General features: G+C 62.7%; 14 protein-coding genes. 6 read left to right on the top strand and 8 right to left on the bottom strand.

Going from position 1 to position 16,854, the window contains the following annotated elements:
- Positions 1 to 22: 22 nt before the first annotated feature.
- From garD to H6955_00185, 6 genes are all read right to left on the bottom strand, one after another.
- The gene (garD, locus tag H6955_00210) at positions 23 to 1,579 is read right to left on the bottom strand and encodes a galactarate dehydratase (protein MCP5311942.1); all 1,557 of its coding nucleotides are present in this window, start codon (positions 1,577 to 1,579) and stop codon (positions 23 to 25) included.
- 41 nt (positions 1,580 to 1,620) lie between these two features.
- Positions 1,621 to 1,998 carry a hypothetical protein gene (locus H6955_00205; protein MCP5311941.1) on the bottom strand — a complete coding sequence of 126 codons (378 nt, stop codon included), beginning with the start codon at positions 1,996 to 1,998 and terminating at the stop codon, positions 1,621 to 1,623.
- A gap of 51 nt (positions 1,999 to 2,049) precedes the next feature.
- Positions 2,050 to 3,537: a tripartite tricarboxylate transporter permease gene (locus tag H6955_00200; GenBank protein ID MCP5311940.1), complete on the bottom strand. Its 1,488-nt coding sequence runs from the start codon at positions 3,535 to 3,537 to the stop codon at positions 2,050 to 2,052.
- 39 nt (positions 3,538 to 3,576) lie between these two features.
- Positions 3,577 to 4,014 carry a tripartite tricarboxylate transporter TctB family protein gene (locus tag H6955_00195; GenBank protein MCP5311939.1) on the bottom strand — a complete coding sequence of 146 codons (438 nt, stop codon included), beginning with the start codon at positions 4,012 to 4,014 and terminating at the stop codon, positions 3,577 to 3,579.
- A 125-nt stretch (positions 4,015 to 4,139) separates the two neighbouring features.
- Positions 4,140 to 5,186 (bottom strand): ABC transporter substrate-binding protein, encoded by a 1,047-nt coding sequence (locus H6955_00190; protein MCP5311938.1) that lies wholly within the window; start codon positions 5,184 to 5,186, stop codon positions 4,140 to 4,142.
- A gap of 407 nt (positions 5,187 to 5,593) precedes the next feature.
- A complete protein-coding gene (locus tag H6955_00185) occupies positions 5,594 to 6,568 on the bottom strand; it encodes a LacI family DNA-binding transcriptional regulator (protein MCP5311937.1) in 975 nt (324 codons plus the stop codon).
- Between the two features lie 457 nt (positions 6,569 to 7,025).
- Here H6955_00185 and gudD point away from each other — a divergent pair, with 457 nt between their 5' ends.
- The 5 genes from gudD to H6955_00160 all read left to right on the top strand — a co-directional run bounded on the left by gudD (position 7,026) and on the right by H6955_00160 (position 12,696).
- Complete coding sequence (gene gudD, locus H6955_00180) at positions 7,026 to 8,327, top strand: glucarate dehydratase (protein MCP5311936.1); 1,302 nt, start codon at positions 7,026 to 7,028, stop codon at positions 8,325 to 8,327.
- Between the two features lie 30 nt (positions 8,328 to 8,357).
- Positions 8,358 to 9,146 carry a 2,4-dihydroxyhept-2-ene-1,7-dioic acid aldolase gene (locus H6955_00175; GenBank protein ID MCP5311935.1) on the top strand — a complete coding sequence of 263 codons (789 nt, stop codon included), beginning with the start codon at positions 8,358 to 8,360 and terminating at the stop codon, positions 9,144 to 9,146.
- 69 nt (positions 9,147 to 9,215) lie between these two features.
- Positions 9,216 to 10,097, top strand: coding sequence for a 2-hydroxy-3-oxopropionate reductase (glxR, locus tag H6955_00170; GenBank protein ID MCP5311934.1), 882 nt, complete (start codon positions 9,216 to 9,218; stop codon positions 10,095 to 10,097).
- Positions 10,098 to 10,111: 14 nt separating this feature from the next.
- Positions 10,112 to 11,401, top strand: coding sequence for a glycerate kinase (locus H6955_00165; protein MCP5311933.1), 1,290 nt, complete (start codon positions 10,112 to 10,114; stop codon positions 11,399 to 11,401).
- Positions 11,402 to 11,586: 185 nt separating this feature from the next.
- Positions 11,587 to 12,696 carry a CapA family protein gene (locus H6955_00160; GenBank protein ID MCP5311932.1) on the top strand — a complete coding sequence of 370 codons (1,110 nt, stop codon included), beginning with the start codon at positions 11,587 to 11,589 and terminating at the stop codon, positions 12,694 to 12,696.
- 72 nt (positions 12,697 to 12,768) lie between these two features.
- On the opposite strand, the gene H6955_00155 is transcribed toward H6955_00160, so the two are convergent.
- Positions 12,769 to 13,287, bottom strand: coding sequence for a retroviral-like aspartic protease family protein (locus H6955_00155; protein ID MCP5311931.1), 519 nt, complete (start codon positions 13,285 to 13,287; stop codon positions 12,769 to 12,771).
- 689 nt (positions 13,288 to 13,976) lie between these two features.
- Between H6955_00155 and H6955_00150 the strand changes: the two genes are divergently transcribed.
- Positions 13,977 to 14,645: a PRC-barrel domain-containing protein gene (locus H6955_00150; GenBank protein MCP5311930.1), complete on the top strand. Its 669-nt coding sequence runs from the start codon at positions 13,977 to 13,979 to the stop codon at positions 14,643 to 14,645.
- 110 nt (positions 14,646 to 14,755) lie between these two features.
- Here the strand turns inward: H6955_00150 and H6955_00145 are convergent, their stop codons facing one another.
- The gene (locus H6955_00145; protein ID MCP5311929.1) at positions 14,756 to 16,849 is read right to left on the bottom strand and encodes a PAS domain S-box protein; all 2,094 of its coding nucleotides are present in this window, start codon (positions 16,847 to 16,849) and stop codon (positions 14,756 to 14,758) included.
- Positions 16,850 to 16,854: the final 5 nt, after the last annotated feature.

Here is a 16,854-nt window from a genome sequence, read left to right as displayed (position 1 = left end):
GCAGCCCTGGGCATGTGGAAGTTCAGGTTACCGGTGCCGGATTGAACAATACCAGGTCGTTGTGCAGACCGAGGCGGTCGGCTGCGACCGTCTGACGGCCACTTGCCACGTCGAGCATCAGATGAAACAACTCCCAACCGACGTCGGCGATGCTGGCCTCACCGGTGGCGATGCGTCCGGCGTCCAGATCAATCAGGTCGGGCCACTGGCGACTGAGGCGACGGTTGGTCGCGACCTTAATGACCGGCACTTCCGCCAGGCCATACGGGGTGCCGCGGCCGGTCGTGAATACATGCAGGTTCATGCCGGCTGCAAGCTGCAGAGTGCCGCAGATGAAGTCACTCGCTGGCGTGGCCGCGAACGTGAGGCCCTTGCGCCGCAACCGTTCTCCCGGTCCGATCACGTCGACGATTGGGCTTGTGCCCGATTTGACGATCGAGCCCATCGCCTTCTCGACGATGTTCGCCAGTCCACCACGTTTGTTGCCGGGGGTGGTGTTGGCGCTGCGGTCGGCTTCGCCGCGGCTCAGGTAGGCGTCGTACCACGCCATTTCGCGTAACAGGGCCCGGCTGGTCTCCTCGTCGATTGTTCGCGGAGCGAGCAGATGAATTGCGTCGCGCACCTCGGTGACCTCCGAGAACATCACACTGCCGCCCGCACGCACGACAAGGTCTGCTGCAAACCCCACCGCCGGGTTGGCCGTCAAACCCGAGAACGCATCACTGCCACCACACTGCACACCCACCACCAAGTCGGCTGCCGGGCAGGTTTCGCGCCGTCGCTGGTCGAGCTTCGCAAGGTGGCGCGCGGCCGCCTGCATGATGCCGTCGACCATAGCGCCAAACCCGACGAAGGCCGCGTCCTGGAGGGATAGCACTGCGGCGGCCGCGGTCGCGTCGCCGGTCTGACCCGGCGGGATGGGCGGTGGAACCAGTCGCTGCGGCTGCAATTTCTCGCAGCCGAGGCCGACCACCATGACTTCGCCGCCGAAGTTGGGATTGCGCACGAGGTTCTGCAGGGTACGAATCGGCACGACGGCCGCCGGTGCATTGATGGCGACGCCACATCCGTAACTGTGGGTCAATGCGACGACGTCGTCGACATTCGAATAGTGGGGCAACAGTTCACACTTGATGCGGCTGACGACATGCTCGGCGACTCCGGCAACGCACTGCACGCTGGTGGAGATGGCCAGTACGTTCTTCGTGCCGACACTGCCGTCCGGATTTCGATACCCTTCGAAGGTATAGCCCTCCAGTGGATCCGAGCGCACGGTGCGACGCGTCGAGAGCGGGAGTGATGCGAGTGCCGGTGCTTCTGGGAGGCGCAGCATGTTCTCATCGATCCAACTGCCACGGGCGATGTCATCCAGTGCAAATCCGATGGTCTCTCCGTAGCGCACGATCGCCTGTCCGCGTGCGATGTATTGCAGAGCAACCTTGTGACCCTGCGGTACGTCGTGCAGCAGTTCCGTCCCATCGGTCAACCGGCTTCCGGCGCGCGCACCGTCGCCGTTCACGATGATCGCGACGTTGTCACGCTCATCGACCTTGATCGAGAGTGCGGTCACTGAAGTCATCGAGCAGTCTCCATGGGGGTTTGGCGGTAAGGCATGTGACCTCAGGCGCGTTCGACGATTATCGGGTCGCCTGCGACGACGGTACGGAGTACCTCAGGGTCACCATCGATTCGGCCTACGATGTTCGCCGCACTGATCAAGCGGCACTCGTCGCCAGTCGAGACCGGCGTCGGGCCGAACAGTAGCGCGAGCGCGTCGCCTTCGAGCCAGAAGCATACGGAACCCCTATCGACGACGACCGCGGCATCGGGCTCGGCCTGGGCGGAGAAGGGCACGCTGAAATACACTTCGTCGCCCCAGGTGTTGGCCTGACAGTGCATCGGCAGAGCAGGCAGCAGCGTTCGTACAGTTGGCGTATCTCGCAGGCTGGCCGTGATACAGCCAGTCGGCCATTGGATACGGATCTTGGCGCCTTTCATCCGGTTCCCCCGCGACGCGACGAGCCTGCCAGGATAAGGGTCATGGTGCGGTCACGATGGATCACCATTGCGCGAGCGTCGCACACGCGCCGCTTTGATCGCCTGGTATACGGAAAAGCCGATCGAGATGAAGATCAGTACCCAAAGCACGACGGCAATCGGGCTCTTGGTGAAGAAGATCGACAGTGTGCCGAAGGATTCGAGGGACTTCACAAAGTAGACTTCCGCCTGACCGCCGAGGATGAATCCAATCACGAGCGGGGCCACTTCGATCCCGACCTTGGTCGCCAAGTAGCCGCCGATACCGAACAGCAACAGCGTCCATACGTCGAACATCACACCGTAATTGATGGCATAGGCACCGACGACGCACATCATCATGATGATTGGGTACAGGATGTACTTTGGCACCATGACGACACGCGCGATGTATTTGATTGCGAAAAACATCAGCGCAAACATTACGAGGTTGGCGAACACGAGTGCGACCATCATCGTGTCCCATGTCGCCGGATTCTCGCCGATGAACAACGGCCCTACCTGCACACCCTGAAGGGTGAACGCACCGATGAGTACGGCCGTGGTGCTGTCGCCGGGGATGCCGAGCGACAACAATGGAATCAAAGCACCCCCGGTCAGTCCATTGTTGGCTGCCTCGGAGGCGACAACGCCTTCCGGTTCGCCGGTGCCCATTCTCTCCGGATGTCGCGAGAAGTTCTTCTGTTGGGTGTAGGAGAGGACTGATGCCGCACTGCCGCCTACGCCCGGTAGCAGACCGATGAAAGTGCCAATGATGCTTGAGCGGACCAGGTTGATCTTCTGGTGGCGGAACACGCTGAACGAAAACTTGGAGCCTTTCTGCAGCGTCAGTTTCATATCCTTGGTGTTTTCGTGAATGCCCTTTTCCGCCTCTTCGAGAATCGTCGTGACGCCAAACAGTCCGATCAGAACAGGCAGCAGCGAAAAGCCCTCGGCCAGGTAAGGCTCCATGAAGTCGAACATCAGGCGGGTGTCGCCATTGCCACCGACAGAGACATCGTAAGTGCCGATGAGCGCGAGCCAGACACCAAGCACGCCGCTGAACAGGCCCATCATCATGTTGTGTGACAGCGACGCGATCACGGTCAGCGCGAGAAAGATGATCAGGAACTTTTCGACGTACGAAAACTTGATCGCGAAGTCGGCGAGAACCGGTGCGAAGTAAAACAGTACCGCGGCGCTGACCAGGCCGCCGAACAGCGAAGATACGATGCCGATTTTTAATGCACGCTCACCTTCGCCTTTCAGCGTCATCGGATAGCCGTCGAACGTCGTGGTTATCGACGATGGTGTGCCGGGGATATTGATGAGTATCGCGGGAACCAGGCCGCCGGATATGCCACCCACATACAGCCCGAGCAACAGCGCCAGGCCATGGTTCAGGTCCAGTGCATAGGTCAAAGGCAGGCAAACGGCAACCGCCATCGTGGCGGTCATGCCCGGGATGGCCCCGAATAAGATGCCAATCAAGGTGCCGAGCATTATCAGCAGAAAGAACATCGGGTCGAGTGCCGAAAGGAATTCCACGTTCGTCGCTCCTCAGGGCAGGGTAATGTTGAACAGTTTGGCGAGCACGTACCAGGAAACGGCTGGTGCGATCACCGCATTGACGGCGATACGCAACAGGTGCCCTTTGTCACGCTGGTGGAGGTAAAGCCACGAAAGCGCAAACATGTAAGGGATCGACATCAAGAGGAAACCGAGGCCGGTGTTCGGAAAGAACGCGCCGACGTAATCCATCACCAGGAAGTAGCCGATGGTCAGCACGATCGTGCCAAAGAAGCGCGGGGCGTCGAACGGGCCGGAAACGAATGGCAGGTTTTTCCGGCCGGCGCGCACGGCACGCAGATAGGGGATCCCCTGGAATACCACGATCAGTACCAGCATGATCAGCAGCAGCCAATGGATTATGCGTGGAAAAAACAGGTGTGACTGCTCGAAAACGATTGACACCTGCAGCATATCGGGGGTTTCCATCGCCACTCTCCAGCACCGGTTCAGGGTGCAAGACGCTGTTTCCGCGTCGAAGGTCCCGCGTCACGGCGGCAACGCTCGACAACCTGGCGCCCCATTGCCGGCAGGGGCGCCAAAAGGTCGTTTGTTTACGGATGCAGGGCTTTGATGATCACTTCATATTGCGCCATCTTGTCCTTCAGGTAGGCCTCGGCCTCGCTCGAAGGCAGAAAGTCGGGAATGAAGAACGACTTCTTTTGTGTCTCCTGGATCTTGCCCGCGGCAAAGATCTCGGTCAGCGCCTTGTCCAGTTCGGCGACCAGCTCCGGATCCATGTCCTTGTTGAAGAGGAAGAAGAACTCCTTGTCAAAGGCGAAATTCTTTTCGCCGTCCTGGGTCACGTTGACGTTCGGGTCGACGTATTTGAGCAGTTCGTCGCGGCTGGTCTCGCCCATGCCCTCGGGATTGGCCTGTTCGATGGTCTTCTGCCGGGCGGTCAGCCATACGAAGCGCATCGCCTTCTGGTCTTCCGCGCGCAGGCGCGTGTACTGCTCGTTGGCCTGCACTGAGCCGTTGATGACATCGGCCAGACCGTCAAACATCGCCTGGTTCTTGTCTGACTGCGAGCCGCGATTGACCGCGACCAGACAATCTTCCTTACCCGGGTACTGGATGCGGATCGCGTTCTTCATCGCGCTGTAGCCGATCTCGGAAACGCCGCCAGGTTGGATCGCCACACGTATGGTGTTGCCGGCGGCGCACGCCTGCATCACGTCATCGACGTTCTTGTACGGCGAACTCTTGGCGACCAGGTAGGCATTGCCCGGGTTGATCGCAATCGTCGGTCCGATGCGGTACTCCGTGAACGGGTTCTCGTAGCCTTTCTGTGCGTACAGATAACCGAGGTAGGCCTGGTCGTGGAAGATCATCACGGTGCTGCCATTGGAGACCCGCTTGAGCGTGTTGAACGCCGCGGTTGCGCCGACAGCATCAACCTTCACGTTGATCCCCAGTTTTTCCGCCAGGGCCTCGGCGACGATCGCCGATGCCTGGTAGGTATCGCCGCCGGTCGACTTCGAGCCGATCACGACCCGCAGATTGTTCGGGAACTTGGTGTCGGCGAGGGCACTGCCGGTGCTCAGTATCGTAACCAGTCCACAGGTCGCAAGGGCGATGCCCAACATCGTCTTATTCATCGGTGGTTCCTCCTCGGAGAGCGGTCGGGTCTGTCGAATCTGTCGGGCAGGCGCTCGGGTGCGGTGTCCCGACAGCCGCGCTTTGTCTGTTCTGAGTCGCTAAAATGATAGCGCTGTCATTCCAAAGCTAGCAGGCTATTCAGGTGCTGTCAACGGAGACTTGTGAAATCCGAGCGGTCTCCCGGGCGGGGTCACTCAGAGGGAGCGCGACGTCGATCTGGACAGCTTAAACATATTAAAAAACAGTACGATAAAAATTTTTTCGTAACGAGAGCAGTGGCGCCACCTTTCGGCGCCGGTCCTCGAACAGTGCCGTGGAGCCTTGCCGAAAGCGAACCCTTGGCTTGGCAGGCATGGACGTCGACTGATAGCGAGAACACTCAGCGCTGACAACCTGTGCGGGCGCGTCAGGTGGTGCCCCGTTCCACGATCTCGAAGCCGACGTCGATGACGTGGTGTTCGAGCGGGGTGTCGTCGATGCGGGCCAACAAGGCATCCGCCGCCAGGCGGCCCATGCGGGGCCGGTCGATGCGTACCGTCGACAGCGCGGGGAAGGTGTCGGCGGCAAAGCTCTGGTCGCCGAAACCGATGATGGCCAGATCCTGGGGTACGCGGATACCACGCGCCTGCGCCTCGATCAGTACGCCGTGCGCCAGCGTGTCGGAGCTGCAACAGACGATGCCGTTGCCGAAGCCGGCGTCGAGCAGTCGGGCCAGTCCGGTGCGGCCACGCCGCAGGTCGCTCGGGACCGGGACCTGGCCCGGATGGGTATCCTTGATGCCGTGTTCGGCGAGACGCGCAAACAAGGCGTTCTCGCGGATACCCGCGCGGCGATCGTCGGCCGACACGGTGCCGACCCGCCGATAACCTCTGGCGGCGATGAAGTCCGCGACCGCACTGCCGAGGCGCTCGTGCGAGAAACCGACCACCACGTCGAGCGGCGTGGGTGTCAGGTCCCAGGTTTCAACCAGCGGGATATTCGCGGCCAACAACAACCGGCGGCAATCCGGGGTGTGATTGACGCCGGTCAGCAGGATGCCGTCGGGGCGGCGGCTGAGGACCGTCGAGACCAGTTTCTGTTCACTCTGCTCTGGGTAGCCTGATTCGCCCAACAGGACCTGGTAGCCGGCCGCGTTCAGCGGTGCGCTGAAGTACTGGATGGTCTCCGCGTACACGAGGTTGGCGAGCGAAGGGACGATCGCGGTGATCAAGCGCGTGCGCCGGGAAGCCAGGCCGCCGGCCAGCAGGTTGGGGACATAGCCGGTCTGGTTGATCGCACGGTTGACCTTGCCCAGCGTGTTCGCCGCCACCTTGTCCGGATGGTTCAGCGCCCGCGATACCGTGATCGTGGATACGCCGGCCAGTCGCGCCACATCTTCCAGTGTGACGCTATCGCCACCGGCACGTGGCGACGACCGGGAGGCCTTCCTGGTCGCCGGTTTCCGGCCTTGCTTAGTGTCTGCCTGTGACAAATCCGTGCCCGCCCCGAACGATGTACGACTGAATGCTAAGGCTAACAGTTAATGCGGCTAAGGCAACCTTGTCGAGGCCTTTGAGGGTGGGTAGCCAGGGCTGGCAGATGGTCGTCCAACACGGCAATCGTCCTTAAGCAACAGAGCATACCCCGCGGATCGCAGACGGCAGCGGCGAACCAGCGACCTTTTTCGCCTGGCTTGACAATTCGAATGACAGCGCTAACATTTTCGGCATGTCGAGCGTCCATTCCATGGCCACCACGGGGGACACCGGCTCACCAAGAGGGAGGACAGATCCTTGGAATCCGCAACACATCCTGATGCCGATGCTGCAGTGATCGCGACGGCCCCGGTGGTGACCGAAATGCTGGTCGTTCCGGTCGCCGGTCACGACAGCATGCTGTTGAACCTGAGCGGCGCGCACGGCCCTTATTTCACCCGCAACCTGGTCATACTCAAAGACAACGCCGGACATACCGGTGTCGGTGAGGTGCCGGGTGGCGAGAAAATCCGGGAAACACTCGTCGATGCGAAGCCACTGATCCTCGGTCAGTCCGTGGGCGCCTACAATAGCGTGCTCAACGCGATCCGCACACGCTTCGCCGAGCGTGACGCGGGCGGGCGTGGCCTGCAGACGTTCGACCTGCGGGTCGCGATCCACGCGGTCACGGCGGTCGAGGCAGCGCTGCTCGACCTGCTCGGGCAGGCGCTCGGCGTACCGGTCGCGGCGCTGCTCGGCGATGGCCAGCAGCGCGACAGCGTCAAGATGCTCGGCTACCTGTTCTACATCGGCAATCGTGAGAAGACCGACCTGGCCTATCGCGACGAGCCCTCGGCCGGTGTGGAGTGGTTCCGCCTGCGCCATGAAACGGCGATGGACGCGGACAGTATCGTGCGCCTGGCCGAGGCAGCACATGATCACTACGGGTTTGACGATTTCAAGCTGAAGGGTGGGGTGTTGCCTGGCGAGCGCGAGATCGAGGCCGTGGCGGCGTTGGCCCGACGCTTCCCGCAGGCGCGCATCACACTCGATCCCAACGGCGCCTGGTCGCTGGAGGAAGCGGTTCGGCTGTGCCGTGGTCAGCACGAGGTCCTGGCCTATGCCGAGGATCCATGCGGCGCGGAGCAGGGTTTTTCGGGGCGCGAGGTGCTGGCCGAGTTTCGCCGCGCGACCGGCCTGCCCACCGCGACCAACATGATCGCCACCGACTGGCGCGAGCTTGGCCACACGATCATGTTGCAGGCGGTCGATATACCGCTCGCCGATCCGCATTTCTGGACCATGCAGGGATCCGTGCGGGTGGCCCAGCTGTGCGATGCCTGGGGCCTCACATGGGGGTCCCATTCCAACAACCATTTCGACATCTCGCTTGCGATGTTCACCCAGGTTGCCGCGTCCGCCCCGGGCATCATCACCGCGATCGATACACACTGGATATGGCAGGATGGACAACGCCTGACGCGCGAACCGCTACAGATTCGGCGTGGCGCGATCAAGGTGCCGGATCGCCCGGGCCTGGGCATCGACATCGACATGCAGCGCATCGAACAGGCACATGCGTTGTACAAGCGGCACGGACTGGGGGCGCGTGACGACGCGGTGGCGATGCAGTACCTGGTACCGGGCTGGACTTTTGACAACAAGCGTCCCTGCATGGTGCGTTGAGTCGTTTCTTCAGGAGAACGCAGGAACATGATTCGAGCAAATCGGCTGCGTACGATCTGGGCTCAGGGTGGTGCCGCAGTCAATGGCTGGCTGGCGATCCCGAGCGCGTTTTCGGCGGAAACCATGGCCCATCAAGGCTGGGATTCACTGACCATCGATCTGCAGCATGGCGTGGTCGACTACCAGGCTGCGGTGAATATGCTTACGGCGATATCGACCACCGAAACCGTACCGCTGGTGCGTGTGCCCTGGCTGGATCCGGGTATCTTGATGAAGGTGCTCGATGCGGGTGCCTACGGCGTCATCTGTCCGATGATCAACTCCGTGCAGGATGCCGAGCGATTGGTTGCTGCAACCCACTATCCGCCCCGGGGCACACGCAGTTTCGGACCGATACGGGCGTTCTTGTACGCCGGACAGGATTATCCAAGCCATGCCAACGATACCATCGTGGCATTTGCGATGATCGAGACACGCGAAGGACTGGACAATCTCGAAGAGATTTTGCGCGTTGACGGCATCGAGGCGATCTATATCGGGCCATCCGATCTATCCTTGGCATTGGGCTGTACCCCCACGTTCGATGCCGTTGATCCTCCGGTTGCCGAAGCGATCGATTATATTCTGGCCAAATGCCGAGAGCGTGGTGTGGTCGCGGGCATTCACAACGGCACGCCCGAATATGCGCTACAGCGGATCCAGAAAGGCTTTCAATTCGTGACAGTTGCTTCGGATGCTCGGCTGATGGCGGCAGGAGCGCAACAGGTGCTCGGCGCGATGCGCCAAGGCGCGCACGGCAAGGCCGGCAGCAGCTACTGAGTCGTCCTCGACGCCGGGCCCTTCTGCGTCGCGCGAGCGCAACAGCAATATACAAAACGGGAGAGAAGAGTGAGCAAACTGGGTTTCATCGGGCTGGGCATCATGGGTGTCCCGATGGCCGGCCATCTGATTGCTGCCGGTCATGCCGTCTATCTGCACAGTCGCTCCGGTGTCGCGTCGGAACTGACCGAGGCCGGCGGCCACGCGGTGGGCAGCGCCAAGGCGGTCGCGGAGAATGCCGACATCATTTTTCTGATGGTGCCTGACACGCCGCACGTCGAAGCGGCATTGTTCGGCGACGACGGTGTCGCCGCCGGCCTGTCCCCCGGCAAGGTCGTGGTCGATATGAGTTCGATCTCACCGATGGCGACCAAGGCGTTCGCCGGCCGCATCAACGAGCTCGGCTGCGAGTACCTGGATGCACCGGTCTCGGGTGGGCAGGTCGGGGCGAAGAACGCGGCGCTGTCGATCATGGTCGGTGGTGCCCAGGCCACCTTCGACAGGGTCCGACCGCTGTTCGAGCTGATGGGCAAGAACATCACCCTGGTCGGCGGCAACGGCGATGGCCAGACGGCCAAGGTCGCGAACCAGATCATCGTCGCGCTCAACATCGAGGCGGTCAGCGAGGCCTTGTTGTTCGCCGCCAAGGCCGGCGCCGATCCCGCCAGGGTGCGCGAGGCATTGATGGGCGGGTTCGCGTCCTCGAAGATTCTCGAGGTGCACGGTGAGCGCATGATCAAGCGCACCTTCGACCCCGGTTTCCGCATCGAGCTGCACCAGAAGGACCTCAACCTCGCGCTGAGCAATGCACGCGAGCTCGGCGTGGCATTGCCGAACACCGCGACCGCACAGGAGCTGTTCAACGCCTGCTCGGCGCATGGCGGTGCCGGATGGGATCACTCGGCCATGGTGCGTGCGCTCGAACAACTGGCGAACTTCGAGATCGGCTGACGGACCGCGGCATGATGGACACGGCACCGGAGACGCTGTTGCGGCGCATGTTCGATGCCGCGATCGCCTCTGCGCAGGCGGATATCTGCATCGCCGATCACCTACCACCGCGACCGGCCGGAAGGGTCGTCGTGATCGGTGCCGGCAAGGCCTCCGCGGCGATGGCGCGGGCGCTGGAACGCCACTGGGATGGCCCGCTCGAGGGCCTGGTCGTCACCCGCTACGGTTATGCGGTCCCGTGCGACCAGGTCGAGATCGTCGAGGCCGCACATCCGGTCCCCGACCAGGCGGGCCTGGACGCCGCGCGGCGCATGCTCGATCGGGTCGGGGGGCTCGGCGCCGACGATCTGGTGTTGTGCCTGATCTCTGGTGGGGGCTCGGCGTTGCTGCCGCTGCCGCTGCCGGGGCTTTCGCTGGCCGACAAGCAGGCGGTGAACCGCGCGTTGCTCGCCAGCGGCGCCTCGATCTCGGAGATGAACTGCGTGCGCCGTCATCTGTCCGCCATCAAGGGCGGCAGACTGGCGGCGGCCTGCCATCCGGCGAAGCTCGTCAATCTGTTGATCTCGGACGTACCGGGTGACGATCCGGTCGACATCGCGTCAGGGCCGACCGTCGGCGACCCGTCGAGTTGCGCCGACGCGCTGGCGATCGTCGACCGCTACCGCATCGCGTTGCCGGGTGTCGCACGCCAGATCCTCGAGAGCGGCGCGGGCGAGACGCTGAAACCCGACGATCCACGCCTCGCCGGGGTCGAGACCCACTTGATCGCGACCCCGCAGCTGGCGCTCGAGGCGGCCGCGGCCATCGCCGAACAGGCGGGCGTGCGCGCGCACATCCTGGGTGACAGCCTCGAGGGCGAGGCCCGTGATGTCGGCAAGGTGATGGCCGGCATCGCGCTGCAGGTCGCTCGCCACCGGATGCCCTTCGAGCCGCCGTGCGTGCTGATGTCGGGCGGCGAGACCACGGTGACGCTGCGTGGCGATGGACGCGGCGGACGCAATGTCGAGTTCCTGTTGTCGCTCGCGATTGCGCTGCGCGGGCAGGCGGGTGTCTACGCAGTGGCCGGTGACACCGATGGTGTCGACGGGGTCGAGGAGATTGCCGGCGCCATGGCAGACCCGTCGACGCTGGCCCGCGCATGGGCGCAGGGGATCAATCCGGCCACGGCGTTGGCCAACAACGACGGCCACGGTTTTTTCGAGGCCCTGGGTGATGCCGTGCTCACCGGGCCGACCCTGACCAACGTCAACGACTTCCGCGCCATCCTGGTCCTGGATACGGGCGGGCAGCGGCAGGGTTTTTGATTCAATATTCAACTTGAACAAAAAGCTATAACAGCCGGTTTTAAAATAAATAGTGCTTCGATCGGTATCGATGACGGTGCAGGCGAATGACGAAGCTCGGACGAAGGGATTTTCTGGCCTGGCTGACGGGCCTGGGATTCGCGCACGCGGTCGTCGGCGAGCCGCCGCCAGCGACGGCATCCGCGGTGAGGCTGTTTCTCGGCGGTGACCTGATGTCCGGGCGGGCGATCGACCAGATCCTGCCGTTCAGCAATCCACCTGAGATTCACGAACCCTATCTGCACGATGCGCGCGACTACATCGCGCTCGCCGAGCGGCGCAACGGTCCCATTCCCAGCCCGGTAACCTTCGAGTATGTCTGGGGCGATGCGCTGGCTGTACTGGCTGCGATGCGACCCGAAGTGCGGATCGTAAATCTCGAGACCGCAATAACAACTTACGATCGATATTTACCAAAAGGCATCAATTACCGGATGCACCCGGGCAATATCGGCCTGCTGCGTGTCGCGCAACTCGACTGCTGTGTGCTGGCGAACAATCACGTCCTCGACTGGGACGTACCGGGCCTGGGGTCGACGCTCGACACGCTGCGCGCGGCCGGGATCGCGACGGCGGGCGCCGGGCCCGATCGCGCGACGGCGCAGGCGCCGGCGGTGATCCCGCTGGCCGGGGGACGCCGGGTGCTGGTGTTCGCGTTTGCGCTCGCCGACAGTGGGGCGCCGCGTGCCTGGAACGCCGGCGACGGGCGACCGGGCATCGCCCTGCTGCCGGATCTGTCGCCGGCGACGGTGGCGTCGATCGCCCGGCGGGCGGCCGGGTATCGGCGCGCCGGAGACCTGGTCGTGTTGTCGCTCCATTGGGGCGGCAACTGGGGCTACGCGATCGATGAGGCACAGCGGCGTTTCGCACACGCGCTGATCGACGCCGCCGCGGTCGATGTACTGCATGGCCACTCGGCGCATCACGTCAAAGGCATCGAGGTGTATCGCGGACGACCGATCATCTACGGCTGCGGCGATCTGTTGAACGACTACGAAGGCATTCGCGGTTACGAGGCCTACCGTCCGGACCTCGGTCTGCTGTACTTCCCGACGCTGGACAGCCTCAGCGGTCGCCTGCTGCGCTTCGACCTGGTACCGGTTCGCCGATGCCGTCTGCGCCTGCAACTGGCAGATGCCGACGAGACCGCGTGGTTGCACGCCGTGCTGGCGCGCGAGAGCGCTTCGCTGGCCACCGGGATCCACGCTGTCGACGGGCCTATGCCACGCCTGGTCGTGGAGACGGAGAGCCGTTGAAGTCGGTAGGCAAGGCTCACCTCACCGCATCGAACCGCCCGGGTGATGCCGCAGGCGGATGACCTTCGGGAGCTACTCGGACGCGACGATGTCCGGCCGTGCCTGGATCGAAGCACGCGGCAATGCCGGCGCAGGTGCCTCGCATCCGCTGAGCATCAACTGCGGAGGGTCGATCGAAAAGGTGAAGGGCGCGGCCTTGCGCAGTGCACTGAGTCCGAGGATCTGTCGCGTCTGTCCCGGAAACACTGCGGCATCGATGTCGTACAGCGCACAATCCCCGCCGATATTGATCTGCACAATGCGATAGACCGGCACGACCATGCGGCGGCCGTCGGCGAGGATGCCCTCGAGCTGCTTCACGTAGCGCACGCTGTCGAGGCGCTGCAGGTGGGCGAGGGTCTGCTCGTTGATCGTCATCAGACCTGAACCCGTGTCGACCATCAGTTCGAATGGTTCCACACCTGGAATCTCGGCCTGTATGTAGTAGGTGGCCGCGGAGGCTTCGCGCATCGCAATCGGCGTGATCCCGGGGGTGGCTGCGGCCGCAAACGATGCCAGTAACGTCAATAGGATCGTGGCCAAGGGCTTCATCTGTGGGTCTCTGCTCGATGACGGCCGGTGACGCTTGGTGACCAAACAGGTTCAAGAGCGCCGCTACTGTTGCGAGTATCGGCGAGTCGGAGGGCAAACTGAAGGGGCGGGTGCCCGTCGAACCGGACGTGCACTGGCCGGTCGCTTGGGGGGTCGCGGTCAGATGCCAGCGCACAAGGATCTGTCGAAGCGACACCGCACACATGCCGCATATGCGTTGCCAAGCATCTGCTCGATGCCGACGATCGGGCCGCCACAGGGCGAGCGTGGGACGCGAGTCGAAGCCGTGTCACTGGGCGGGCCCGCTGCCTAGCGGCATGCGTCTAAATGCGCCTGTCATGGAGCTTATCAACCGTTGCGCACGCCGAAGCGCAGGCCGATCCGGCCGAGCAAACCGGCCCTGGCCGGAGTCGCCTGTGAAGCCATTCACAGTTTGAGTTCGAATTCCGCCAGCGCGCTTCACCGCTCATGCGTGTCCGTTGAGGGGCTGCATCGCCGTTAAGTCGATGTCTGGCCATGCCTTATCTGGGAACCACCTCGGCGTGCGCACCGCTCGCGATCACTTTTTCCAACGCACCGGCCGGCATGCGCGATCCGTTTGGCATGTCGGTTGCTCCCCAACCGGTGAGCTCGGAGATGCCTTCGGGCGGAGCAATAACGATGTAGGAACCCTACAAATGAGGTGGAACATGAACAGTCGATTCAACAAGACCCTTACGGCAGCAGCCGTTGCACTGGTATTCGCGACCGGTGCCTATGCAGGGGAGGACAAAGCAGCGACCACCGGGACGCATGATGCCGGTATGAAGGTCCAATCGGACATGGAAGCAAACCTTCCGCGCGCCGGGTCATGGTACCTCGGCAAGCAGGTCGAGGAGATCGAGGGCAAGGACGTCGAGATGGGGGATGACAACGATATCGGCAAAGTGACCGATGTCGTTCAGGACGACGGTGGCAAGTACTATGCGGTCGTATCGGTAGGCGGTTTTCTCGGTATCGGCGACAAGGAAGTGACGATTGCGCTGGATGAACTGCAGCCGCAGGAGAACGATCTGATGATCCCGTCCACGATGACCAAGGCATCGCTCGAAGCACAGCCGAAGTACGTGGAGGGACGCTACGTCGAACTGGACGATGACTACCGACTGGGGGAAGTGTCTGTGCAAGACGAGCAGGCGCCGATCTCAGGTGGCAGCCAGTTCAGTGACCTGGATGCCGACAAGGATGGGGTGATCAGCGCCGGCGAGGCCGGTATGAACCCCGGACTGAAGGATCGCTGGGACGCGACCGATGCAAACCGCGACGGCACCATCGACCGCGCCGAGTTCAGTGCCTTCGAAGCGAAAGACATCAACTAGGTGATCGCGTCGGCAGCGATGCCGACCTGCATCGCTCGATTCATGCGGCAGCTGCGGGAAATACGCGGCTGCCGCTGTTTCGCCGGGTGACCTTCAAGGACATTGCCAGCTCAGTGTCTACCGCATTGCTGCTCGATGACAGCGATGAGATCGCCGGTTGCGACGGGCTTGCTGAGACTCGGCACGGACTGAAAGATCGGCGGTTGCTGTTCCCGCGAATAGCCCGACAAGGCGATGAAGGGTATAGCCTGTTCGCGCAGTCTTTCCGCGAAAGCCTCGGACGTCTCCGAACCGAGATTCACGTCCAGCAGGGCACAGTCAAAGTCCTCGTCGGAAGCCAGTGCGAAGGCCTCCGCAAGTGTGCTGGCAGGACCCACCACCTCGTAATCCGCCGACTGCAGCCGTTCGACCATGTCGAGCGCCACCATGGGGTCGTCTTCGACGACCAGGATGCGCCGCAGGCTCGAGGTTGCACGGTGCGGCACCGTCTTCTTGATGAATGCCGGCGAAACCTCGTCGGCGATCACGCGGCCGATCGGACACTCGAGTCGCCAGGTCACTCCGGAGTGTGCGAAATCGAGCTCGGACACGGCGCCGAGTGATGCACCCACCATTTTTTCGATCACGATCGAACCGAACCCATGTCGCGACGGCGGGGTCACCGGCGGTCCACCGGACTCCACCCATTCGAGACAGAACCGCAGGTCTCCTGCCTGGTCCCGGCGCTGTTCCCAGCTGATCTCTACCAGACCCTGCGCATCGGACAGGGCACCGTACTTTCCGGCATTGGTGGCCAGTTCATGCAATACCATGCCGATCGCCTGAGCTGCCGCCGATGTGAGCACGAGTTCCGGTCCGCTCAATGCGATCCGGGTGCCTATGGCATCCTTGAAATGGGCGAGTTGGGATCTCACGAGATCCGCGATATCGGCGCCGCGCCAACCGCTCTGCACGAACAGGTCCTGGCTCGCAGCCAGTGCCTGGATGCGTTCCTGAAACCGTTCGGTGAAATTCTCCGGGCTGGTCGCAACGGTCTGCCGCGCAATGGCCTGAACGACAGCGAGCATGTTCTTGGAACGATGGTTGACTTCACGCATCAGCAGGCGGATCTGCTCTTCACGCTGCTTCTGCTCGGTGATATCGGTATTGGTGCCGAACCAGCGCACGATCCGGCCGTCGTCGTCCCGGATCGGCAGGGCCCTCGACAGGAACCAACGAAACTCGCCATCGGCACCGCGCAGCGGAAAGGTGTCTTCCCAGTGAACACCGGTATCCCAGGAGCGCTGGATGCGGTCGACGACGCGGTCGACATGGTCGGGATGGTGGACCTTCTTCCACCCCCAGCCCTGCATCTCTTCGAGCGTGGTACCCGTGTAGTCGTACCATCGCTGGTTGTACCAGAATATCCAGCCGGTGGCGTCGGCCATCCAGGCAAGCTGGCTGATGTTGTCGGCCAGGGTGCGGAACCGCTCGTCGCTTTCCCGCAACTTCCGCTCCGCCGCACGCCGGCCGGTGATGTCGCGTGCGATTTTCGATGCACCCACGATGATGCCGGCGTCGCTAAGAATCGGTGATACCGTCAACGCGACGACGATGCGGGTGCCATTCTTGTGGACACGGACCGTTTCGTAGTCCTGAACGCGTTCGCCGCGCCCGATAAGACCCAGGAGTTCATCCTCTTCCGACTGCCGTTCCGTTGGAATCAGTTTGCGGATCGACTGTCCGATCATTTCCGCCGCGGTGTAACCGAACATCCGTTCGGCGGCGCCGTTCCAACTCGTGACGATACCGGTGAGGGTTTTGCTGACTATCGCGTCGTTCGAGGATTCGACGATCGCAGCGAGTCGCGCCTTGGCGGTCTCCGCGGCTTCCTGTTCGGTCGTGTCACGGGCGATGAACCTTACCCTGTTGCGATCGATGCCAAGGCCGATCACCTCGGCGGTGAACTCCGTGCCATCGCCGCGTCGCATTCGCCAAGCCGTGCGCAGCAGACGGCCATCCGTCATGCGCGCAAGGTCGACTCCGGCAGGCGCCTCCTGGTTTTCCGCGAGGAGCTCCGGCAATGGCCGGCCGATCAGCGCCCCGGCTGCCACGCCGAGCATCGTGCAGGCATTGGCGTCCACGTCTCTTATCCGGCCGTCGGCGTCGATCTCGAAGTTGCCGTCGGGGTTTTCAGAACGAATCGGCAGATGGGGAGGTTTCACGCTTC

Source organism: Chromatiaceae bacterium (genome assembly GCA_024235395.1).
GTDB lineage: Bacteria > Pseudomonadota > Gammaproteobacteria > Chromatiales > Chromatiaceae > Thiosocius.
The sequence above is the reverse complement of the archived record's forward strand: the minus strand, read 5'-3'. Positions and strand labels throughout refer to the sequence as shown.